General features: G+C 37.5%; 21 protein-coding genes and 1 pseudogene. 4 read left to right on the forward strand and 18 right to left on the reverse strand.

The features are described 5' to 3' along the window. Positions 1 to 291 precede the first annotated feature (291 nt). A complete protein-coding gene (locus HWV59_RS14700; protein ID WP_175639299.1) occupies positions 292 to 960 on the reverse strand; it encodes a DNA alkylation repair protein in 669 nt (222 codons plus the stop codon). A gap of 306 nt (positions 961 to 1266) precedes the next feature. After that, positions 1267 to 1554 carry a hypothetical protein gene (locus HWV59_RS14705; protein ID WP_175639300.1) on the reverse strand — a complete coding sequence of 96 codons (288 nt, stop codon included), beginning with the start codon at positions 1552 to 1554 and terminating at the stop codon, positions 1267 to 1269. A 597-nt stretch (positions 1555 to 2151) separates the two neighbouring features. On the opposite strand from HWV59_RS14705, the gene HWV59_RS14710 reads away from it, so the two are divergent. After that, positions 2152 to 2724, forward strand: coding sequence for a LysM peptidoglycan-binding domain-containing protein (locus HWV59_RS14710; protein WP_175639301.1), 573 nt, complete (start codon positions 2152 to 2154; stop codon positions 2722 to 2724). An 852-nt stretch (positions 2725 to 3576) separates the two neighbouring features. On the opposite strand, the gene HWV59_RS14715 is transcribed toward HWV59_RS14710, so the two are convergent. The 10 genes and pseudogenes from HWV59_RS14715 to HWV59_RS14755 form a co-directional block, all read right to left on the reverse strand. Further along, complete coding sequence (locus tag HWV59_RS14715; protein WP_175639302.1) at positions 3577 to 4797, reverse strand: endo-1,4-beta-xylanase; 1221 nt, start codon at positions 4795 to 4797, stop codon at positions 3577 to 3579. 198 nt (positions 4798 to 4995) lie between these two features. After that, positions 4996 to 5247: pseudogene (locus HWV59_RS27305) on the reverse strand (hypothetical protein); the annotation flags it as partial. Positions 5248 to 5538: 291 nt separating this feature from the next. Then, positions 5539 to 5631, reverse strand: coding sequence for a putative holin-like toxin (locus HWV59_RS27555; protein WP_407941578.1), 93 nt, complete (start codon positions 5629 to 5631; stop codon positions 5539 to 5541). 466 nt (positions 5632 to 6097) lie between these two features. Next, positions 6098 to 6853, reverse strand: coding sequence for a GntR family transcriptional regulator (locus tag HWV59_RS14725; protein WP_175639303.1), 756 nt, complete (start codon positions 6851 to 6853; stop codon positions 6098 to 6100). A gap of 48 nt (positions 6854 to 6901) precedes the next feature. Further along, positions 6902 to 7681, reverse strand: a complete 780-nt coding sequence (locus tag HWV59_RS14730; protein ID WP_175639304.1) for a sulfite exporter TauE/SafE family protein — start codon at positions 7679 to 7681, stop codon at positions 6902 to 6904. A 56-nt stretch (positions 7682 to 7737) separates the two neighbouring features. Beyond that, positions 7738 to 9084 carry an amidohydrolase family protein gene (locus tag HWV59_RS14735; RefSeq protein WP_175639305.1) on the reverse strand — a complete coding sequence of 449 codons (1347 nt, stop codon included), beginning with the start codon at positions 9082 to 9084 and terminating at the stop codon, positions 7738 to 7740. Between the two features lie 38 nt (positions 9085 to 9122). After that, positions 9123 to 9569 carry a hypothetical protein gene (locus HWV59_RS14740; RefSeq protein ID WP_102231587.1) on the reverse strand — a complete coding sequence of 149 codons (447 nt, stop codon included), beginning with the start codon at positions 9567 to 9569 and terminating at the stop codon, positions 9123 to 9125. Further along, positions 9566 to 10420: a DUF3100 domain-containing protein gene (locus HWV59_RS14745; RefSeq protein WP_102231586.1), complete on the reverse strand. Its 855-nt coding sequence runs from the start codon at positions 10418 to 10420 to the stop codon at positions 9566 to 9568. The genes HWV59_RS14740 and HWV59_RS14745 overlap by 4 nt, the downstream gene beginning before the upstream one ends. Before the next feature lie 513 nt (positions 10421 to 10933). Beyond that, positions 10934 to 11608, reverse strand: a complete 675-nt coding sequence (locus HWV59_RS14750; RefSeq protein ID WP_175639306.1) for an NAD(P)H-dependent oxidoreductase — start codon at positions 11606 to 11608, stop codon at positions 10934 to 10936. A gap of 172 nt (positions 11609 to 11780) precedes the next feature. Then, positions 11781 to 13544: a sigma-54-dependent Fis family transcriptional regulator gene (locus HWV59_RS14755; protein WP_175639307.1), complete on the reverse strand. Its 1764-nt coding sequence runs from the start codon at positions 13542 to 13544 to the stop codon at positions 11781 to 11783. A 238-nt stretch (positions 13545 to 13782) separates the two neighbouring features. Here HWV59_RS14755 and fdhA point away from each other — a divergent pair, with 238 nt between their 5' ends. Both fdhA and HWV59_RS14765 read left to right on the forward strand, forming a co-directional pair. Further along, positions 13783 to 14997, forward strand: a complete 1215-nt coding sequence (gene fdhA, locus HWV59_RS14760; RefSeq protein ID WP_175639308.1) for a formaldehyde dehydrogenase, glutathione-independent — start codon at positions 13783 to 13785, stop codon at positions 14995 to 14997. Positions 14998 to 15009: 12 nt separating this feature from the next. Then, positions 15010 to 15768, forward strand: a complete 759-nt coding sequence (locus HWV59_RS14765) for an MIP/aquaporin family protein (protein WP_175639309.1) — start codon at positions 15010 to 15012, stop codon at positions 15766 to 15768. 311 nt (positions 15769 to 16079) lie between these two features. Here the strand turns inward: HWV59_RS14765 and HWV59_RS14770 are convergent, their stop codons facing one another. Both HWV59_RS14770 and HWV59_RS14775 read right to left on the reverse strand, forming a co-directional pair. Further along, the gene (locus HWV59_RS14770; protein WP_102231581.1) at positions 16080 to 16622 is read right to left on the reverse strand and encodes a response regulator; all 543 of its coding nucleotides are present in this window, start codon (positions 16620 to 16622) and stop codon (positions 16080 to 16082) included. 75 nt (positions 16623 to 16697) lie between these two features. Then, on the reverse strand, positions 16698 to 17729 hold the full coding sequence (locus HWV59_RS14775) for a fatty acid desaturase (protein ID WP_175639310.1): 1032 nt from the start codon (positions 17727 to 17729) through the stop codon (positions 16698 to 16700). Between the two features lie 280 nt (positions 17730 to 18009). On the opposite strand from HWV59_RS14775, the gene HWV59_RS14780 reads away from it, so the two are divergent. Next, positions 18010 to 19455, forward strand: coding sequence for a DEAD/DEAH box helicase (locus tag HWV59_RS14780; RefSeq protein WP_175639311.1), 1446 nt, complete (start codon positions 18010 to 18012; stop codon positions 19453 to 19455). A gap of 158 nt (positions 19456 to 19613) precedes the next feature. Here the strand turns inward: HWV59_RS14780 and HWV59_RS14785 are convergent, their stop codons facing one another. From HWV59_RS14785 to HWV59_RS14800, 4 genes are all read right to left on the reverse strand, one after another. Beyond that, on the reverse strand, positions 19614 to 20195 hold the full coding sequence (locus HWV59_RS14785) for a CPBP family intramembrane glutamic endopeptidase (RefSeq protein WP_175639312.1): 582 nt from the start codon (positions 20193 to 20195) through the stop codon (positions 19614 to 19616). A gap of 65 nt (positions 20196 to 20260) precedes the next feature. After that, positions 20261 to 21448 carry a mandelate racemase/muconate lactonizing enzyme family protein gene (locus HWV59_RS14790; protein ID WP_175639313.1) on the reverse strand — a complete coding sequence of 396 codons (1188 nt, stop codon included), beginning with the start codon at positions 21446 to 21448 and terminating at the stop codon, positions 20261 to 20263. 153 nt (positions 21449 to 21601) lie between these two features. Next, positions 21602 to 22948, reverse strand: a complete 1347-nt coding sequence (locus HWV59_RS14795) for a 2-hydroxycarboxylate transporter family protein (protein WP_175639314.1) — start codon at positions 22946 to 22948, stop codon at positions 21602 to 21604. A 95-nt stretch (positions 22949 to 23043) separates the two neighbouring features. Then, positions 23044 to 24105 carry a tartrate dehydrogenase gene (locus HWV59_RS14800; RefSeq protein WP_175639315.1) on the reverse strand — a complete coding sequence of 354 codons (1062 nt, stop codon included), beginning with the start codon at positions 24103 to 24105 and terminating at the stop codon, positions 23044 to 23046. Positions 24106 to 24262 lie beyond the last annotated feature (157 nt).

Here is a 24262-nt window from a genome sequence, read left to right on the forward strand (position 1 = left end):
TCGGTGCTGTAACACCAGACAGTCATACAATAGCAGGTTCCCTACAAGGGAGTCAGCGTTTTAAGGTAAAGGGCTCACCCTATTGAACTCCAACGCTCAAGGGTGGGTTTTTTTGTCTCCAAAAGATAAGATAGTGGGTTAATCCTTTACCTCTTCCTTGCATATTTTACTAACTAGCTGCCAAAACACGTTGTTTTCTATATTTTTCGGTCCAAGCCTATTACAATTTTCATATTGAGGCTTTGAATTCCTTTATTTTTGGCATTAACCCTAATAATTTTTCAGAGGTAACTAATTATTTTGTCGTTTGTTAACTTCAATGGTAATGAACTCTGGCAAATAGTTGGGAGTACATCCTTTTGATACCATTTCATCTTTGTAAAGACCCGTTTTCTCACCAAGTTTAATACAACGTGCGCGATTCTTTTCATCATAAACGCCTATCCAGCCTGCGGTGAAATTCATTGCCCATTGAACTTCCGGTTCTTCCTGCGTAATATTAGCTTCTAAAGCAGATAGTAAGTCTGCGGTGTTATCAGGCGGTGTTTGTCCAGTCCATCTTAATCGCCCTTGATAATACCAGAAAGCTCTCCTTTGAAGAGCAGAAGGACTATTTTCCCATGACTCCATCAATGCAATTTTCTTCTTGTCTTTAGTGAGCTGATTAGCCATTAACCAATCCATTAAGTTATTTCGCTCAACAAAAGGATGAGTCTGCATATCCTTATCAAGCTTATTTAGCACATCTTGTGAAAGAAGTTTTTTATCCATAATTAAGATTGCTAATAGTCTGGGCAAAAACTCTTTGGTTGACCAAAGTTCCATAGCTAGTTCGTGATCTTTTTTAATGTCCTTCGCGATTTTTCGTAAGTCGCCTAGCTTAGTTTTACTATTGATCTGAGTTAGAATGTTTTCTGCTTTTGAAGAGTGTTTTATTTCTGTACCTTTATTTTCATTCATTTTATATAACTCCTTTATTAAAGCACTGTTTCATAATATGTACTTGACGGGATATATCAAGAACTCAATTTCCGTTAAAAGTCTTAATTCAGTGGTGTGCCTCCAAAGTTAATATTGTAGTATATATCGTTTTAAAGCTATCTCCACCTATAATAGAGGAGCAACCATCTTTAATATAATAATAACCTTTACTTCCTTTTAATTAGATACGAGAAGAGCATTCCTTTTTAAAGAAACGACCCCGTTAGTTATACATAAGACTTACACAATAATTGCATATTATATAAATGATGTGACAATAAGTCATTATTTCTTACCTTTTCGTTCTAAAAGTATAGGTGCTATATTTAGTAAGATAGAAACAATTGTCAAAAACCATAATGCCCTTTTCATTCCAGGTACTACATCCATTAAAGCTGCCCAATCTTCCACTTCTACCCACACCGATACAAGACTGTATTCTGCACAAAGTGTTAATGCTGTAAATGATAATCCCATCGCCATAGCAATCTTATAATCCTTTCCTACTTTATACATATAAAGATTTATAAAAGTTGCTACTATTGCAATAACTCCAAATATCATGAATAACATTACTAACCTCCATATTTTTTTATTTTTGTCGTGTAATAATACTAATGTGCATCATCTCAATTTTTTGCATTACTTTTTTATTAGACACTAATAGGTCAAATCTTATTTTATAGTAAATGATCCTCCTTTTGTGATTTCTTATTGAACAAACCTGCCACGTTTAGCTTAAGTACATTGTTTCACAAAGTCACCTAATAATCATCATATTATTGTGCGGTATTAGTTTACTGTGAAGTAATTGTGTAATACAGAACATAAGGGTTACTCCGCAATCTCAGGGAAAACACGGGGAAGGATCTACTGTTTCCTTTCGAAAACTTTTTGAAACATACGAACCGTCCTGGTGTTTTCTGGTGTTTTCCTTTTCTTGTTCAGCGCAGCAAAATGAATCTGTTACTTTTATCCGTAAGAGTTGCGTAACCACTATTGGGCCTCAAACTAAACGGACAAAACTTAACCTTTTTCAGAGATGCTTTAAAATGGTTACTAAAAAAATACTGTTTTGATGATAAATAATTCAAGATTACAAAAAATCATACCCATTTTAAACGTTACCACATACCATAAATAAGGTTTCTACAATGTGAGGCAGTATTTATGAATAGACAGAGAGCAAGAATACCAGGAAACTGTCCACAGGGGTTTTTGGGTCGGTATACCGTAATACCAGGAGACACGTTTTATGCCATTGCACAGATGTTTAGAGTAAGAATAGAAGCACTTGCAGTCAACAATCCCCATATTCCAGATCCTAATGTATTATTCCCCGGTGACATTCTCTGCGTTCCAGGTTTAATTCCTTACCCGTGTTGTACGTCTTTACAGCCCCGAGGGAGGGCACCATTCGGTACAGGCGGCGTAGCTTTTGTGAATTTTGGTCCAAGAGGAGGTCAGGCTGTAAGCATTATGGTAACCTTACCGCAACCTCAATTTTTCGGTGATTTTGACAAGTATACATGTGAAATTCTTATTCCCGGGACTGGAACCTTTATAAACCAGTTATTTGCTACTCCCGAAGACCCACCTACTTGGTCATCCCGAATAGAACTTCCTACCGCTGCAGCCGTTACGCCAAACTCGCGAGTGTTAGTACGTCCTACTAATTCGTTGGCCGGCACTTCAGGTGCACCTGTCTTAGAAGGTATTATTCTTCTTTGGAATTGTCAATAAAATCAATAGAAGCAAAAGGAGCTGTCCTTGGTCATGTGTGACTGAGAGGCAGCTCCTTGCATTTGTTTTCAAAATGCAACAGGTCTCCGAAAAAAAGCTGGTCCGCCAGCTTTTGGATTAAAACTCTCAGAGAGAATTGAAATAAGGACAGGCGCACTAACTTTTCGCTTAATACACTCATTTCATTAGATATAAATTCCTCGATCTTGTCCCAGTAAGAATATTACTTTCTTTTAAAATCCCAAGCCTTCCAGTGAGGGGACATAAAACCTTCTAAATATCCGCTCTAATTAACGCAACACACTCAACGTGGTTTGAGTGGTGTTCGCAGACATAAGGATGTAGTAGTGTTTACCTTTTAAAGAAGTGTATTTAACGATTATCACCTTTTTAGAATATCTTTTTCTACTGAATAGTATAAAGTCTACAACGTAATAAAAGAGTTGTTCCACAATATAGCCCTAAAATGCAAAAAGAGCGGCAATTCCTTAAGATTGGCGCCCTTTTACTTAAATTTAACCTAGTTCAATTGTGCATAGACATCTTTCACATATGAAAGGCTATATCCATTATTAAGTAAAACCTCTGTTACTTTTAAATTAAATTATAATGATGGATATGAAATTTTTCCTGTTTCTACTAGTTCCTTCAAACCTAAAAAAATATAATGCCAACCTACTTCATGGTCACTTTAATTTCTGTGTTTTTATTAGGATGTGTTTTAAATCCGAGAAGTGCTGTAATGATCTAATCAATACAAAAATGGCATCCTGTCTTAAGGGTGCCATTATATATGTGTTCTTTCCAATATAAAAATCAGCTCTGTCAACACAAAGCTGATTTACTTTACTCCTATTTATGGTCGATAATTGCCCAATAGGCTGGTTTTACATTGTAATCTGGATCAAATACGAAAGGTGCATCTTTTCCTGCTCCGCTTTCAATTTTTGCATATGGTGCATTTTGATCTGTTACAACGTTACCATTTGCATCATAGTAAACATTTGCACGGTCATCGAGCCAGGTATGGTTATCGGCAATGCCCCAAAATGTCACATTACTAATTTTATTGCCCAATTTCTCATACAACTTGAACAAACGATCATAGCGAGCTGCTTGATCCATAAATTTAAATTCTGGAATAGCGGCATAAGTTGGATACGCTCTTGGGGGGTAGCCATACATACTAACATCAAGTTCTGTAATTTGGTTATCCAATCCCAGTTCGGCAAACATGTTAATTGACGTTTCAATATCTGCTTCAGAAGGCCATCCAATTTGGATGTGTCCCTGATGACCAACACCATCAATTGGAACACCCTGATCTAGTAAATCCTTAACTAGATTGTAAAGACTAGATCTCTTTGGTTCTACCTCTGTATTGTAATCATTGATATAAAGCTTAATGTCTTCTCCACCATATTTTCTCGCTGTTTCAAAAGCAACTTTAATATAGTCTGGTCCTGCAATTCTATACCAATTAGAATCGGTACGTAACCCACCTCCATCAGAGATGACTTCATTGACTACATCCCAAGATTTCACATCATCTTTATAGCGTTCAACAATTGTTTTAATATGAGTTTCTAAACGCTCTAATAATAGCTCTTTGTTTGCCGCACGCTTTACTGGATCTGTTTCATTTGGCATCCACTCACCCTGTTTATTACTGAAGAACCAATTTGGTACTTGGCTATGCCAAATAAGGGTATGGAAGCGAATGTCCATTTTATTTTCCTTTGCAAACTTGACAATTTTATCTGCTTCTTCAAAGTTAAATTGACCTTCTACTGGCTGAATATTCACAGGCTTCATGACATTCTCTGCCACAATACTATTAAAATGGCGTTTTAACATTTGAGAGTCTTTTTTATCTAATAATTGATAAGGCTCAACAGCTGCACCAATAGTGAAAAAATCTTTATATCTCTGATCCAATTTTGGTGCTGTTAATGCGCTAATAGTGGGTTTTTTTTCAATCTTCGTAGTGTCAGCTAAAGCATTCGATCCTGTTGGTAATAATAAGGCCAAAGCTAATCCAGTAATAATAGGTTTACGTAAAACTTTTAGCATGTTTTCAACTCCTTCATCATTTGAAAAGGCTTACAAAAAATTTGCAATCCACCCTCCTATTAATAGTTTGCTAGCAGATAAAGAATAAAAAGGCTTACTATAGTTTTCATTATTTATCTGCTAATTTTTATTACAGAGTTATTATATCAACCACTAGATTTTATCAATACCAAGAAACTAAATATCTTACTTTAATTTCTAAAGGAAATCGATTTCATATAGATATAAAATATCCACTATTCTCAAAGAGGAAGGAGATTTCCATCGTTTCATGATGTTACCCCTATTACAACAAAAATTGAATGAAGGCAAAAAAAGGACACGAGCCCGGTATTTAGCCTTGCTCGTGCCTAATTTTTCGAGTCCTACATATTGATGTGTAAATCCACATTTACTGACTGTATTGACAATCAACATGACATTTCCTTTATAGGCACCCAGACTAATTTCTTCTCCATTTGCTAGCTTTGTTTAAAATGAATATACTGACAAAGTTATCCTTCCCTTCATAAATTAAGTTCTAATTATTTTCATAAATTAGATCCTATTAGTTATTTATCTTATACAATAACTTTCCAACACAGATATCTTTGGTTATAATAATAATAGTAGTTTGCATAAACTAAAAAAGACTGTTCAGTGTTATTACACCAAACAGTCATACAATAGCTTGATTCCCATCAAGGGGATCAGCGATTTTGGAAGATAACTCACCTATCGCCGGCAAAGCTCAAGGGTGGGTTATTTTTTGTCTCTAAAATCTATGATAGACAGTACCAAACTTGCAAATGCAATCATCAGCATTAACGTTTGAAATATTGTCAACATAAGCATCACCCCCTTTCAATCCGGGGGAACGCCGACCACCCTTGAGTTTATCTAGCTATTGCAATTCTATTATAACACAAAACAGAACATACGTTCCTATTTCGAAAAATCCTCTTCTTGTTATTTCTTTTTCTATCCTAATTTATCCGTACTGTCGCCCTTGAAACGTAATTGTACCGTCAATCTTATCGCAAGTAGCAAGTTTTTACTATCTTAATACATATCTTCTGAATCCTTTACAACATTTTAAGATTTTGCAAGAACTCTCTTAACTTAAGGACTTCAGCTTAGAGTAAAGACCCAAATTCCAACTGAAAAATTCTCAAAAAGAAGCAAGAAAAACCCTCCAAAGGGAGGGTTCAGATTTATTAAAGTTCTTATAGTCATATTCAAATTTCCAATTATTAGCTTTAGAATATCCAATCCGAAAATCCTTTTTGTTTACAAGGTCCAAACTATATTTAGTCAGCTGTCAATGATGAGTAATCGTTCTACTCGCAGTGAATTTTATCAGCTCATGAACATAGTACTCTGTGTTAAGCATGACAGGAATCCCTTTGTCTGTATATTTTGTGATATCCAGTCGCAATAAAGGAGTGTTTTTTTCTAAATGTAGCATTTCTCCAATTTCATCATCAGCTACACTTGGGACAAGTTCCATTAAATCATTACTAAAGTAAAAATTATTATTTTCTTCAGCGAAGGAAAAGATGTCTTCTCCTACCTCTTGGTCAGTGAACGTTTTTTTGTTCATATAGATTCTTGGTATTCTGTTAATGCAGTAAACAGCCGGCTTATTGTCTGCACAAAACCGTTTTTTTACGATAAGTAATTCATCGCCGCGGTTTATGTTTAGAGCTTCTGCTTGTTCTTTAGTAGACTTTTCCCAGGAATACGTAATGTTATCAATCAACACTTCGTAGCCGCAGTCTTTTATAAACTTCTTTAGTTCTCCGGCATGGTCAATTTTCTCAGTAAGCTTTCTTGCAAAAGTAGTAATCGTACTACTGCTTCCCTGGCTTCTTGTAATAAACCCTTCATTTTCGAGTACGGTAAGAGCTTCTCTGACCGTTAACCTGCTAATTCCCAGTTCCGCGGCTAAATGAGCTTCCGAGGGAAGTTTTTTTTGATCTGGATTATCCGATTCTAATATATATTTTTTCAAATATTCAATAGCTTGTTTAACAGCTGTTTGTTTATGTACCTTTGGGATATTTCGAAGAGACATTTTACCATCCTTATCCTTACTTTGATAAACTAAAAACAATACATCATGCTATATGAATAGCATGATGATCATATAAGTTGATGATATCATCGTTAGCGCTGCAATGGAAATACTTAAGTGGTTTAATTTAACTTTATTTGAAAAAATTGAGCCTGTTATCGTTCCAATAATCTGCCCAATTATACTGGCAACTAACAATAGTGAGAAATTCTCCATATCCGAATATTGAAAATAACCAAATACAGAAGGGATGGCGATCACGACAGAATTTAATAAACAGACTCCGACCGCTACTCTTATGCTTACTCCTAAATTAGAAAGCAACGGCACCAATAATATTGGACCTCCAGCCCCCGTTAACGAGCAGATAGCAGCCGAGATTAAACCGATAATAATGGTTGAAGTCTTACTTTCCAGTAGTTTGGAGGGTTTGTGAGCTTTAGCTGAAACGTTACGATTGCTCTTTTTACTTTTTAATAACAGTAAAACACCCGATATAAGAACGAAAAGATACAACAGGAGTTTGGCTGTATGATCAGGAATTAAACTATTAAGCTTTACTCCTATCAAAGCCCCGGGGATACTTCCAATACAAAGAAACGTAGCTAGCTTTACATCCATGTTCCCCGATTTCCAATAATAATAAGCGCCAATTAAGCCAGCCACAGCAAATGAAAAAAAACTTAACGCAAGTGAATCCCTTAATGGCATATCTAAAAAACCTACAAAGATCAAAGGAAGAAGGAATCCCCCAATACTGGAGATTCCTAGTAGTACTCCTACAAAAAAATTAGCAATCAAAATCATTACAAATAAATATGTCAGCATGTTAACCCTCACTTCTTTTCATTATTGCTTTTACCATTTTAGGAGGTTTAAGCTGCCTAAATTCCAGCTCTGAGTGACATGCTTTCCATAGCCAATTTACTTTCAAACATAATTTTTTCTTCATCCAGTGTAAGTACTTCCCGATTTTTCATAATGACTTGTCCATTTACAATCACATCGGATACATCTGTACTATTTACTGATTCTACCAAACTATTGACCAAATTATGTGTTGGTAGAATATGTGGCTGATCAATATTTATACCGATTAAATCTGCCTTTTTACCTGCTTCTATCGTACCAAAATTATCACCCTGCAACATGGACTTTGCGCCCCCTAATGTAGCTAGTTCTAATAATTTCTTTGCAGGCATGACCTTTGGATCGAAAATCGGTGTTCCCCAAAAAGCCCTCATTAACGATTTAAATGTTTTTATTTCATCAAACACACTTAATCCGGAGTGTGCAGCGCCATCTGTCCCAATCCCGACACTAATCCCTTTTTGTAATAAGCTTGGGGTTTTTGGGATTCCCTTCCCCGCATTGCTTATTGGACAGTGAGCAACTTTTACATCGTAATGTTTAAGGATGTCAACTTCATTTTCGGAAAGAAGGATACTATGTGCACTCAGGAAATTCAAATCCAGAACACCTAATGATTCGAGAAATTCAAAAGGTCTCTTCTGGAAATTCTCCAAACAAAAGCTAATTTCATTTGGATATTCATTCATATGTGCTTGAACACCCGTATTTAGTTCTTTTGCTTTTTCAAATACTTTTGTAATCAAGCTTGGGGTACATGAAATGATCGAACGAAGAGAAAACCAAACGTTTAGTCTTCCATCTCCTAAACCATGAAACTCATTAAATAACTGAGTGTTCCTTTTTAGTAACTCCTCTTCTGTTGATTTCATGTTTTCGGGAATTTGGTTTCCTGCATTCATCGTTGAGCAGGTAATCGTGCCTCTTAGTCCGGATTGTATCGCCGTTTCCGCAACTTTATGCATAAAAGTACCACCCGCATCTACAAAGGCAGTTGTTCCGCTCTTAATCATATCTAAGCAGCTTAGTTGTGCACTTATATGCACATCCTCTTCTCTTAGGTTGCTTTCAAACGGAACCATAATGCGAGTCCAAATCATTGGATATTCGTCAGCAATTCTCCCTCTTAATAGTTGCTGGCATGTATGCATATGCGCATCTACAAAACCAGGCATGAATAGCTTTCCTTTACCATCGATAGATGACATTGATTGATAGGTTTTACCAATAACAGAAGCATCATCCACGGCTAAAATTGTACTGTCTTTAATGACAATCGACTGTTTATGTTTTATTTCAAAATCAGCTGTTAAGATGGAACAGTCTTTAATCATTAAATCAATTTCGGTTAATTTTTTCATATGATCCAACCTCTAGTTTTTTTATAGAATTCTCTCTATTAAATTGCATTTGTAAGTTTTAGGACGAGCTGTGAAATGACTAAAGAACCAACGTACGTACTTGTTATCACAACCAGAGCGATAACAATCATTTTCCAGCCTTGTTTTCTAAATAAGTGAAAACTTGCCCCAATAGAAATCCCAGCTAATGCACCTACAATCGTAAGAGGAGCTTTAAATTCAATTACACTTGTTGATTCTGTGACTAGATCACCTATCGGAGAGATAGGCGAAGCGAATAATAAACCTAATAATGAACATAAAAGAATAACTGGCACTTTCAATGGAATGACCTTTGATAATAATACCGCGATGAGAGCAATGCCACATAAAATCAGAACTCCAGTTAAAGAATCAAAGACGGATACATCGTACCCTATTAGATTAGAAGTGATAATGGCAATGGCAACAAAAACTAATACAGCAACCCATTCCTTCATCTTCATCCTATTTCCCTCTCTTCGTTGTTCGACATGTCTGTTTTGGATTTTCTACTTCTACCTATTTTGGGTTCTAAAACGCTATAAAGCTTGTTTGCAAGAGGCAATGCAATGAATAACGCAGCGTAGATACCGGTTAATCCTGTCAGCATATCACTTGCCCCACCAAGCATTAAGATTTCTTCAGCGAATGAAGGATACATATGAGCCAAGCTGGCAGTAGCAGAAGCCATCATGATTCCTGAACCCACACCTGATGCCATTCCTAACGCATATGGATGAAATAACCCTGTTGATGCGACTAAAGTAGCTAAAAAACCCATGTAGATGGTTCCAATTAACCCGCCAATGATATAGACAGATAACGTTCCTCTCATTTCAGGTGACGATGGACCATATAGATTGCTTATTAAGGCTAGATTCGTTTCCCTATCAATGGAGTGTGCTGCACCTACAGCTTCCCTTTTCAACCCAAGAAAAAGTGCTAATGGCAAAGCAATAAACACGGTAGCAATATTTCCCAGTTCCTGAAGTAATAAAGCCGGTCCAACCTCAAGAAGTTTCGGGATATTGCCTCCCCCTAGAATTCCAAGCTTCACAATAAAAGGAGCAATGGCCACTAAAACTAAAGGAGATGCTGCTTTTACCTCTTCCTTTTTAAAAAATCCTATTAGGTCGGGGCCTAAAATCAAACCAATAATGATCCCATAAAAAATAGGGAATATGTACACCATACCAGGACCAAGCGGAATTGCGAATGAACCAATCGAATCTGCAATTAACAGAATTAGAAAAGCTACAATATATATCTTGTATTCTTTCTTAAACCTTTTTGAAAGTGAACTATACCCTTCCATAAAACCCCTCCATCAAATAAATAATGATTGCTTTAAACTATTAAAATTTTATATTAGAATACTACCACTAACTTATCTGATAAGTAAACAACTTTTGACCATTTATTTAAATTTATTCTTTATATCACCATTTATCGTTCTTAAAACACTTAAAAACTTAACGATATTTACTATTTTTATATTAATGTTCATCTTTTTATTATGAGATCCTTACAAGAATATGTAAACCTGTAGATTCCATTCGGTCTTTTTTACCAATTCCAAAAACTTTTTAATGAGAAATTGGAGCCTACCTAATCTGTTTTTAAAGCACCAAGATATAAAACTATAACGAAAAAAAAGCCTTTCCCTTTTGGAAAGACTTAAATTTATTGCTGTTAAATTTTAATACAACGGCGCTCTGTCATCATTTTTATTTCTAAATAGAGCTGAGAAAAACCGGTGTTTGGATTACTAAAATATAATAAAATGTAGTTTATCAATTATTTCACATAAGTTTTTACTCTCTTATTGTTAGTTAATCCACTGTGCAACATCTTCCATAGCTCGTCGCGTTTTCGGACGTACCGGATCTTCTTTGCGATAGCCGAATGCAACCATAGCAGATACGGCAAGCTTGCCATCTTCAAGAAGTCCTTCCTTCGCCAAAATCTCATTAACTTTGTCATAACTAAAGCCTTCAATTGGACAAGAGTCAATACCGATTTGCGCCGCAGCTGTCATCATATTGCCTAGTGCAATATATGTTTGCTTGCTCGCCCAATCAAACAATGCCCTGTCGTTTTCAAAAAGATGCTGATCTTCCTCTTGAAAGCTTCTATATCTAGGCTTTAGGGTCTCTAGTAAATCATTAGGCATCTGCTTTACATGCTTTTGCAGCTGCTGCACATACTCAGAATCATATCTTACATCTGTACGTGCAAGAATAACTACAAAATGACTTGCAGTCGGCAACTGTCCTTGGGCACCCCATGAAACCTCTCTTAGCTTTTCACGAAACTCCTTATTTTGCACAACAAGAAATTTCCACGGTTCGTATCCAACCGAACTTGGAGACAGACGGCCTGTTTCTAGAATGAATGTAAAATCTTCATCGGAAATTTTCTTCGTTGGGTCAAATACCTTAGTTGCATGGCGAAAATTAAATGCAGCAAGGATATTTTGTTTTTTTGCGTCATGATTGCTCATGATGAAATCATCCTCTTCTTAATAGATTACAAAACATGGTTTGTTCAAGACATATTGTATATAATTTAGCTTACTTTTATCAAAGAATTAGCTCTACCTTTTAAGCTATTCCCTCTCCCTCTATAAAAGTTACTTCGCTTCTTTTTCACCCGTCTCGAACCTTCCCCTTGCTTCACAATTCATACTTCTTCATTTTAAGATACAGCGTATTTCGACTAATCTTCAACATCCTCGCAGCCTTGCTTATATTCCATCCAGAAGATGTTAGTGCTTGGGTGATGGCTTCTTTTTCCGTCTGTCCGAGTGAAGAAGGTTTATTTTCTATAATGGCTATTTGCCGAGTTTGCTGTTCATACACATCTTCAAAGTGTAAATCATCTGCTTTAATCTCGTTTCCTACGGCCAAAAAGGAGGCTTGAGTGAGAACACTTATAAGTTCTCTGATGTTTCCCGGCCAATGATAGGCAAGGATTTTTTCCTTTGCTTCATCCGATAACGAGACTGATGAATAGTCTAATGTATGGATGAAATGCTCTGCTAATTCAAGGATGTCGGTTCTCTCTCTCAGTGGCGGAAGGGTAATGAAAATTCCTTTAAGCCGGTAGTACAAGTCCTCTCGAAAGCGTCCTGCTTTCATTTCTTCTCGTAAGTTTTTGTTTGTAGCCGCGATAACCCTTGTGTTAATCGGGATGACTTTTACACCGCCGACTCGTGTAACAATACTTTCTTGTAAGACACGGAGTAAAGCTGCTTGGGCCTTTAAGGACATATCGCCAATTTCGTCGAGAAAGATGGTTCCGCCATTTGCTGCTTCAAATTTGCCTGGAGATCCTTTGATGTTTGCCCCTGTAAATGCCCCTTTTTCGTAGCCAAATAATTCACTTTCGATAAGATTTTCCGGAATCGCGCTACAGTTTACAGCGACAAATGGTTTCCCGAATCGTGTTCCATGGCTATGTAATGATTGTGCAATAAGTTCCTTTCCTGTTCCACTTTTCCCGTAAATAATAACAGGGTAATCAAAAACAGCTGCCTTTGTTATCATATTTCGGACCTTTTCTATTTTGGGACAAGAGCCAATGATATCTGAGGTGCTATATAGTTTTTTTGCCACCTCGTCCATTTTGTTTGCTTTGTTTAAAGAAACAACTGAGCTGTAAACTTTATGTAATTGATCTGAGATGACCTCAACAGAGTACCCTTTTGCGACATGAAACTCATCCCCGATACAATCTTCTCCTAAGATTAAGCGGGCTTTTTGATTGGCACGAATAATCGTATTTTCACGGTCAAGGGTAAGAAGCGGAACGGTTGATAAGTTTGATGTTGCCTCAAGTTCTTTTATTGCTAACACATTTTCTTGCTTAGTCTGGTCAAGAAGTAGCCGGGTCTGTATACTTTCGGCGATCATCATGGTTAAGGAAATTGTAAAAGGGTGATACCTCTCTTTTTTTGCACTAATATTAATCGCACCAATTAACTCGCCAGTTGGAGAATAAATGGGACTAGCTGCACAGGTAAGAAAGTGATTTTTTACGTAGAAATGGTGCTCAGCGTGCGTAATGATTGGTTTCTTTTCGTAGATGGCGAGTCCCATCGCATTGGTGCCTTTTCTTTTTTCAGACCAATTGGAACCAACTGGCAAATAATCGATCGTCTCATTACGATCCAAATGACCTACTTTGTAAATAATGGTTCCATTTCGATCAACAATCACCGTGACGAGTCCTTGTGAGTGAATGGCAGGATAAAGGGTTTCTAAAATGAATGTTGCGTGCCGAATCATCGACTGATTTTCAGTTAATACCTCCTCTAAATCACTACCAGTTAAAATTGAGTCATCCATAGGGTCGAAGGGTGAAAGTCCATAGGTTTGACAACGCTTCCAAGAACGGTCGATTATATCAACCCGCTCGACAAGGTTTCCCTGTAGCATTTGCTTGTCCCCCTTTAAATAGAAAGGTTTACTCTAATTCTATTATACTACTTGGTAAAATATTTCCAAGTTCAAATGAACAACTGTCCTAAAATAGGACAGTTATTGTTCAGAAAATTAGCAGGTTTAATACCCACTCATCATAAAAAGTGGCTCTAAATAAAAGTTTGGATCTTGGCACGCTTCTTGCAATTTGTAAAGTGTACTACCTAACATTTATCTTGAGGGGGAATTGCAAATGAGTGGAAACAGAGCAGTCGCGTATATAAAACCAGGTAAGGTGGAAATACAGGATATAGGTTATCCCGATTTAGTGTTAAGAGATGGCCCTGGTGTTAATCCACTAAATGTTGGTCGCAAATGTAACCATGGTGTCATTTTAAAAGTTGTCACAACGAATATTTGTGGAAGCGATCAACATATGGTGCGCGGAAGAACGACTGCTCCAACCGGACTTATTCTTGGCCATGAAATTACAGGTGAAGTTATTGAAGTTGGAAGTGATGTTGAGTTCATTAAAAAAGGCGACCTCGTATCTGTGCCTTTTAATATTGCTTGTGGACGCTGTCGCAGCTGTAAAGAGCGTGATACTCATATATGTGAAAATGTAAATCCTGATCGTCCGGGTTCAGCCTATGGCTATGTTGATATGGGCGGATGGGTTGGAGGTCAGTCAGAATATGTTATGGTTCCATATGCTGATTTTCAGTTATTAAAATTCCCGGATAAAGACCAGGCAATGGAAAAGATTAAAGATTTAACCATGCTCTCAGATATTTTTCCAACAGGTTATCACGGTGCAGTCAGTGCTGGAGTTAAACCAGGTTCGACGGTTTATATTGCTGGAGCAGGTCCAGTTGGATTAGCAGCAGCACACTCAGCTCAATTACTCGGTGCGGCTGTTGTCATCGTCGGTGACCTGAACGCGGAGCGTCTACAACAAGCAAAAAGCTTTGGATGTGAAACAGTAAATCTTCGTGAACATCCGGATCTTGGTGAGCAAATTGAACAAATTTTAGGGGTTCCTGAAGTCGACTGTGCCGTTGACTGCGTGGGATTTGAAGCATCAGGACATGGAGCAAATGCAGGAGAAGCGCCGGCAACCGTACTTAATTCAATTATGACCGTAACACGTGCCGGCGGGAGACTTGGTATTCCAGGGCTTTATGTAACAGGTGATCCTGGTGGAATTGATGAAGATGCACAAATTGGGACATTAAAGGTACGCCTTGGCCTTGGTTGGGCAAAAGCCCATACCTTTGTAACCGGACAAACACCTGTTATGAAATACCACCGTGACTTAATGGCAGCGATTTTAAGTGGAAGAGCACAAATTGCGAAAGCTGTTAATGCAACGGTTATTACTTTAGATGATGCGCCAAAAGGATATCAAGAGTTTGATCAAGGTGCAGCGAGAAAGTTTGTCATTGACCCGCATGGACTTGTAAAATAGAGGAGGTCTGTCATGGAACCCCCAGTTCTGTTCAAACGATGTGTAGCTGAAGGTATTGGAACTGCTTTACTCGTACTCATTGGTGCTGGAACAGCGGCGTTTAATGGGGTCATTACAGCAAGTAATAATGCGGCGGCGACGCTTGCGGATATCGGCGTTATAAGTGTTGCCTTTGCGATTGTCGTCATGGCGATGATTTTTACAATTGGAAGAATCTCTGGTTGTCATATTAATCCTGCCGTTACGATTGGTTTAGCCGTCACCGGTCACTTTGCTTGGAAAGACGTCCCCGCGTACATCATCTCTCAGTGTGTTGGCGGTATCATCGGTGCAATGGGAATTGTTGCTGTTCTTGGAATGGATGGTATCCATCTTGGTGGGTTAGGTGCAACTTCACTTGGTTCAAGTACGGGCTATGTACAAGGCATAGTTGTGGAAGCGATTGCAGCATTTGTACTTATGTTTGTAATTATGGGAATTGCTGTTGATTCAGAAGCCCCGGGAAACTGGGCAGGACTTGTGATTGGATTGACGGTAGGAGGAATTATCATGTTAACGGCTGGGGCAACTGGTGCTTCGTTTAACCCCGCTCGGACTTTTGGTCCCTATGTGATGAATAGTTTAGCAGGTGGTACGATCAGCTGGGCACAGTTTCCAGTTTATGTGATTGGACCGATTATCGGTGCGATAGGCGGAGCAGTTGCATATAAAGGATTAACAAAAACAAAGAAGCAGGTCACGGGGTCTGACCCCCACTCTGTTAAAGTGTGAAGAGTTAAATTGTTTGAGAAGTGTGGGGCGGTTCGATACCCTTTATAATTAGCCGATTTTAGTAAAGAACAAAATTCAGGTTCAAAACTTAAATCAAATTAATTTTAATACTTATGGGGAAAACCGTTGATTGGTTCTCCCCTTATTAATTACGATACTTTTCTATCAGTTTTTACTTCACTAATAACTTCTCAATATCCCCTGCTATATCTTCCGGCTTCGTAGTCGGTGTGAATCGTTTTAAAACAGGGATCCATTTATTTTGCAGGCCTGTTCTGTTTGTTATTTTATGGTAACTAGAAAACATTTTCCTAACCTGTCTGTAACTTTATTTTATCAATAATTGCTGAAAAATAATTCCTCACAGATCCCTTTTTGTTTCTAGGTCCATTAGAGGTTTTATCTATAGTTTGACCATCGTCAAACAGTTCTAACACTTCAGTTCCAAGTCTGCTATCTCTTGAAACATCCATTAGTTCGGGGGAGTAAATTTGTTTTCCATCCATAATGCTTCGGATCGAGCAGATTAACTCCTTGCTTGGATTATCCTTCAATAAATAACCATTTACACAAGCTTTTAGTGCACGGTCTACATAACCATTCCTAGCAAATGTTGTTAAAATGATTACCTTGCATCCAGCTGGCATTAATGCTTCAGCTGCCTCAAGTCCGCTCATTTTAGGCATCTCTATATCCATGATACAAACATCAGGCTGCAATCGGGACACAAGAGTAACAGCCTCTTCCCCATTCCTAGCCCGACCAACCACTTCCATATCCTCTTCCAAATTAAGAAGGGAACCTATTACCCCTAACAGCATCTCCTGATCCTCAGCAATGACAATTCGAATCATTTTAGTTCTCTCCTTCTGAAAGCTACTGTTAAACAGAAACTCCCCATAAATAATGGGGAGCTCTATTTAGTAAAGTTACAATTCAGGTTTTATTTGAACCGAAACTCTTTTTTTAGCTAACTCTTTAACGTCTTTAAAGCTTACGAAATTCTTAGTTTTTTCATCCCATAAACGGAAACGGAGCGATTTTAAACTTGTAGTAAGTGTAATTGTTGGTACGTTTTGTAAGGGAGGTGTGTTATTATGTGCTTCTTCTAATTTATAGTTTGGGACTCTAGGGCTTAAATGATGAACATGGTGATAACCAATATTCCCCGTCAAGAATTGAATAAATTTTGGAAGCTTATAGAAGGAACTTCCCTCCACAGCTGCCTTTACATATTCCCATTCTTTATTTTCCTCAAAATAAGAATCTTCAAAAGTATGCTGAACGTAAAACAGCCAAATGCCTAGTGACCCTGATAGCAAGAAAATAGATCCTTGTACTAAAAGCACCGACTGCCATCCTACTGTCAAGCAGAGAATTCCAATTAATGCAACCAATAAAACGTTCGTCAAATAAGTATTCAAGCGTTCCTTCCTTCTGGCCCCTTTGCGATTAAATCTATTTTTTAGAAGGAAAACATAGATTGGCCCCAATCCAAACATCACGAAAGGATTACGATAAAAACGATATGCTAAACGAAGTCTTAGCGGTGCTGCCAAATACTCATCCACTGTAAGTGTCCAAATATCTCCTGTACCACGCTTATCCAGATTACCACTTGTAGCGTGATGAATAGAATGCTCATGCCCCCATTGATCAAACGGGAATAAAGTTAAAACACCCATAGCTGTTCCAACTATTCGATTGACGCGACGGCTTTTAAAAAAGGAATGATGGGTGCAATCATGAAAAATAATAAAGACTCTTACCAGAAACCCAGCTGCTAACACTATTGGCACTAATGCTAACCAATAAGAAACGGACAGACATATATAGGCAAGATACCATAATGTAATAAATGGAACGATTGTATTGGTAATCTGCCATGTACTTTTCATTGTTGTTGTTTTTTCAAATGGAGCAACTTGTTTTCTTAAAGTTTTTGTATTTTGTAAGTTCATTATATTTGAAGTTTCCTTCCTTGTTATGTGTGATTAAGTGAATTATAAACGAAAAATAATGGACTTGTTAGTAGCATGTATCATGTACATGGTATGATACATGTCATATACCGTTAATCTAAAAAGGGAAAATATATTCATTATCCGTATAAAATTCAAAATAAAAGATGATTTGTGTGGCATTTCAAGTATAATGAACGATATTCAGATTTTGCATATGAGGATTTTTTTAAGAGAATCCTATACATAAGTCGGATAATACTAAAAAAGAGGTTAATTCATGAGTAAAAAAAGTTTTGAGGATTATCAGTTAAGCAAGGAAATAAAAAGAGCACTTGCAGTGTTAAAATATGAAACCCCCACAGAGGTTCAAAACGAAGTAATACCATTAGCATTGGAAAATCAAGATCTTGTCGTTAAATCTCAAACAGGTAGTGGCAAGACCGCATCCTTTGGTATACCTATCTGCGAAATGGTTAAATGGGAAGAAAAAAAGCCACAGGCATTAATTCTTACACCTACAAGGGAGCTGGCTGTTCAAGTTAGAGAGGATATAACGAATATTGGAAGGTTAAAGCGGATTAAAGCTTTGGCCGTTTATGGAAAAGAGCCTTTTACGAAACAAAAAGAAGAATTGAAACAAAAAAATCATGTTGTCGTCGGTACACCAGGACGTGTTCTTGACCATATCGAACGAGGGACCCTTGTTTTAGACCAAGTTAAGTATTTTATTATTGATGAAGCTGACGAAATGCTTAATATGGGATTTATTGACGACGTAGAAACAATAATAAAGGAGCTACCTTTAGACAGAGTAACGATGGTTTTTTCTGCTACATTGCCTGGAGATGTAGAAAATCTATGCCACAAATATATGAAAAAGCCTATTAATATCGAAATTGCAGCAACTGAGATAACCACAGATCGTATTGAACACCAGTTAATTGAAGTTAAAGAGGGAGATAAGATTTCACTTCTTAAAAGCGTTACAATCGTTGAAAACCCTGAGAGCTGTATCATTTTCTGCAAAACTAAAGAAAACGTAGATACAGTGTATAGCGAATTGGAAAGATCTCAATATTCTTGTGAAAAAATCCATGGAGGTTTAGAGCAAGAGGAACGGTTTGCTGTGATGGATGGTTTCAAAATGGGGAATTTCCGTTATCTTGTCGCAACCGATGTTGCCGCAAGAGGAATTGATATTGATAATGTAACACTTGTTATCAATTATGACACTCCAATGGAAAAAGAGAGCTATGTTCACCGAACAGGAAGAACTGGTCGTGCTGGTAATAAAGGAAAAGCCATTACATTTGCGACACCTTATGAAGAGAAATTTATAAAAGCAATAGAAAAGTACATTGGTTTTGAAATACCTGTAAGGGAAGCTCCTACAAATCAGGAAGTTGCTAAAGGAACAGCCGCTTTCGAAGAAAAAATGAGTGGACGCAGGATCGTGAAGAACAATAAAACTGCTCGAATTAACCAAGATATTATTAAACTTCATTTCAATGGTGGAAAAAAGAAAAAGATTCGGACTGTAGATTTTGTCGGAACTATAGCGAAAATTCCTGGAGTAACAGCAGATGATATTGGTATTATTACTATCCATGATAATATGTCATACGTTGATATTCTTAATGGAAAAGGCTCACTTGTTTTACAAGCAATGGAAAATGCAACAATCAAAGGTAAGAAACTGAAAGTGAGCAAAGCAATTAAATAATTTTAATCAATATTGCTGAAGAAAATTCCCAACTAAATAAAATAAGGGAAGTTATGAAATATCTAAATCACTTCCCTATTTTTTACTTAGCTGTATTACATGGACCATTTATTGTTAGATTAGGAATTTACTTTCAGAACCCTATTCCCTATCTTTCATTAAATAATAAATCCGCTGTACACCATTCCAATATTAATGATGATATGAAAAACAATACTTGGATAGACACTGTTTGTTTTAAGTGTGATTACTGCGTATATTACTCCTGCAACTGAAATCAACAAACTAAGGGGAATAGAAAAACCAATTGCGAGATGGAGTAGCCCAAAACCAACACTTGTAACAAAGATAGCATACCCTGTCGATGTGAATTCATTAAGAGCCGAAAGCATAACCCCTCTCCAAATAACTTCCTCAAAAACGGCATTAATTAGAGAAAAAAATAAACAAAACCAGAAGAGCAATACGATATATTCTACATCTTTTTGAACAATAAAAAACAAATATACGATTCCATTAACTACTATTCCAATCATCCAAAACCAAAATGTATTAACCTTATGAAACGGCAAGTTGATCGGGTTTTTCCAATCAGGTTTTGCATTATACCAAGAAACCTTCTTCTTAAAAAGCCGTAAATGAAAAAAGATTCCTAGTAAAATAACAACAAGAAAAAGACGATTAACAATAATTTTGAATTCATTTGAAATTGTCATCGTTTCAATGAAATTATTAGACACTATAAATATCACTATTAATATTCTTGACGTTAATAAAAGCTGGTAAGTCTTTCTTGAAAATACTCCTACTGATCAACTATCGATCCATCAACATGTAATCTAGTATTAACAACTCGCCGTTCATAAGGAAATCTTTCTTCAATATCTTCAACCAAGTCAATCCCAATTCCAACACGTTCCTCCACTTCAATAAATCCTTCCTTCACCGTAGGTACCCATGTGACCATATCACTTTGTTTAAATTTGCTTACATCAACTGTATTAGAACTTGTAAATCTTTCTGTGGCCGATACTGTTTCATGATCCGGCAACTCTTGTATTGCTACGTTTTCAGTTGAGATCGCAATTTGCATACAAGCAGCTGTACTAACGGGACTTAATGGGTTATGTGGTACAACCTGAACACCGTGAGCTTCTGCAATGGCTGCAATTTTTTTCGCGCCCGTAATTCCGCCGCATAAACAAACACTTGCACGGGCATAGGACATGGCGTTTCTGGATAGCAGCATTTCAAACTCTTGAATCGTGTGGATTCGTTCACCGGTTGCAATTGGAACTGTTGATTTACTTGCGATCAACCCCATGGAATCAAAATTATCCGGTGTTGTCGGGTCTTCTAAAAAGAATGGACGATATTGTTCAACGGCTTGTGCAAAGGCTACTGCTTCGCCCGGCTTCATGCGGCGATGCAGCTCTAAGCATAAGTCTACGTCATCTCCAACTGCATCGCGAATCATGCCGACACGATCTGCTGCTTCATTGATCATCCTGGCATAGGAGAGAAAATAAGGTTTATTTCGCGGTTCATCGAGAAATGGTGAGAGGTGACCTATGGCGGTGAAGCCCATTTCCTTCGCTTTCACACAGTTGGCAACTAGTTCTTCCGTCGTCTCACCGGAAACATGGTAATAGGTTCTTACTTTTTCTCTCGTTTTTCCACCCAGAAGCATATACGTTGGGACGTTAAATCGTTTACCCGCAATGTCCCATAGTGCTATATCAATGGCACTAATGGCTCCCATAATGGCTGCTCCTCTGAAATGAAAGGAACGGTACATATATTGCCAGTGATGTTCAATTTGTAAAGGATCCTTACCGATTAAGTAAGATTTAAACGTGATAATAGCCTCTGCAGATGCATCTAAAAATCCCCATGCTCCCGACTCTCCTAAGCCTGTTAAGCCTTCATCTGTGAATACTTTGACATATAAAAAACGATTAGCCCGAATGACTTGAATATCAGCAATTTTCACTTTAGTACCTCCTCTATTTTATCTGCATGAAAAAATAAGGTGAGATTTTTTAATTACCCAACACACCTATCTTTATCTGTCCTTAAAAAAGATAGGAAAATACAACGGATATTGGAAATCCATCATATTTTCCTTTTTTTACTAGTGCACTAGCTACATCAGGAACGGTGCAATTAACGATAGAATCACTAACATGATCGCGCCGCCTATACGTGATGAAATTTGCAAAAATGGCATTAAGCCCATGCGATTAGCAGCACTTAATACGGCAACATCTCCGGAACCGCCCATGTCTGCCATTCCAAGACCAGCAGAGATAGAAGATTCTACAAAATAGAAGCCTACTAATATTCCAAGGAAACCAGCTGCTAATACAGCGATAACAACCGTTAATATGACTAATGAGATATAGCTTGGGTTAGTCGCTATTTCGATCACGCTTTTAAAGTCAACCATACCTGCACTGATCGCTACTAAGATAGCAGGTACCCACGCTTTTGTAATGAGGTCGTACCAATCTTCCGCGGCTTTTTCAATGTATTCAGGAAGTACGTTAAAAATTTTTAAAGCTGCTGCACCTAGAATAATGTATACGTAAGAATGGAATGTTGGGAAAATAGTCGAGACAATTTTTCCGAAAGCAAATACTGTTGTTGCCACAATGATCCCTATTATTAAACTATTGATAGAAAATGCAAATTTAGAAGAACCACTGCCGCTAAGGTCGATTTTTTTCTGACCTTCTTTCAATCTGATCATTTCCCCATCACCGGAGAAGTTTTTGGGACGATTCTTTCTTTTACCTAACCCGTTAAGGGCACCTGCAACAATGATACAGATCATGTTCCCTACCATTACGGCAGGAGCAATTTTGGCAAGGATATCACCAGCGCTTCCGCCGCTGCTCTCAGCCAATATTTCAGACATTGGAACAGCTCCAGCGGCCATTCCTCCACCCATAATTGGGCCTACGACAAAGAATAACGTTTCAGCAAAACCAAATCCAATTAACTCTCCAACAAGTCCTCCAATAAGTAACGTGGAAATTACACCACCAAGAAGAGGAATAAAAAAGCGACTTCCTATTTTCATGAGCATTTTTCGATCCATACTTAGGATACTACCTACGATGATGCCTGTTACGGCAAAATCAGAAAATCCTATTTCGTTGTAAAAATGGTCTGTCAGAGTTCCCACACTTTCAGGTAAAAGACCCCAATATAAGAATAATGCCGGAATTAAGATACATAGAATTGGACCGCCACCAAACGTGTTAAAGACAGGTATTTGATCTCCAATCCACATTAAAAGAATTCCTAACACCATCGCTACAATCAGTCCGCCAGCGAGGTTTTGTGGCAGAGCTTCCATATAAATTCCAATTAATAGGATAACGACAATAGCTAGAAAAATAGGTGCTTCGATTCCTGCAATTTTCCACTTTGTTTTTGATTTTAAACCAATACTTTCAACATTAGGATCATTTTGCAAATTACTCATTGTAAAACACTCCTTTTCAAGGTAAAGTAAGCGTTTGCATTATGTTGGAAAGATTGAATCTATTCTTTGTCAAATAGATTCAGTAGGTTCATCTCTTATGCTTTTGCTTTCAATCGTTTAATAATCTCCTCTGCTATTTCGTTTGTTGAATGCTTTCCACCGATATCCGGAGTCATAATCCCATCAGCAGTTATGCTTTCAACAACATCCAATAATACGCTGCCAATTTCATGTTCTCCGTGGTGATCCAGCATCATCTTAGCCGTCCAGATTTGACCGATTGGATTCGCAATTCCCTTTCCAATAATATCAGGTGCGGATCCGTGAACTGGCTCAAACATAGATGGATATTTCCCATTAACATTGATATTTGCAGCCGGTGCTATACCGATACTTCCCATAATGGCTGCACCAAGATCTGTTAAGATATCTCCAAATAGATTGCTAGCTACGATTACATCAAACTTATCCGGATGTGTGACAAAGAAGGCCGATAACGCATCAATATGCTGAGAATCTGTTTCAATCTCCGGGTAAATCTTGCTAACATCTTTAAATACCTCATCCCAAAATGGCATGGAATGAACGATTCCATTTGACTTTGTCGCACTTGTCACATGCTTTTTTCTCTTAGAAGCCAGGTCAAAGGCATAATGCATAGCACGTTCTGTTCCTTTTCGGGAGAAGATATTATTTTGAATAGCAATTTCATCCTCTTCACGGAAAATGCGACCGCCGACTTCACTGTATTCCCCTTCACTATTCTCGCGAACGACAATAAGGTCGAAGTCTTTAGGGTTTACTAGTGGTGAACGAACACCGTTAAGTAGCTTGGCCGGGCGAATGTTTATTTGTTGTTCAAACTCGCGACGAAGTTTAATTAACAAGCCCCATAATGATACATGATCCGGTACAAGCTTACTATTTCCAACAGCCCCCAAAAAGATAGAATCAAAATCTTTTAACCTTTCAAGTCCATCTTCCGGCATCATGGATCCATGTTCTAAATAGTATTCACAGCTATAGGGGAAATCCGTAAATTCAAAAGATAACCCACCGTGGATCTCAGATACCGCTTTCAAAACATCGATTGCTGCAGGAACAACCTCCTTTCCAATTCCGTCTCCTGGAATGGAAGCGACCTTCAATTTTTTCATAATATAGCCCCCTTATAACAGAGAGTCGTCGGTCGACTCTTTATAGTTTATAATCAAATAATAAAAAATATTCTAAAAACAGTCAAGGTTAACATTTGTATTTTCAAAATATATTTATAAGAAAAAAAGCTCTGTCTATTAGAAGACACAGCATTTT

Origin of the sequence: Metabacillus schmidteae (genome assembly GCF_903166545.1) — a bacterium.
GTDB lineage: Bacteria > Bacillota > Bacilli > Bacillales > Bacillaceae > Metabacillus > Metabacillus schmidteae.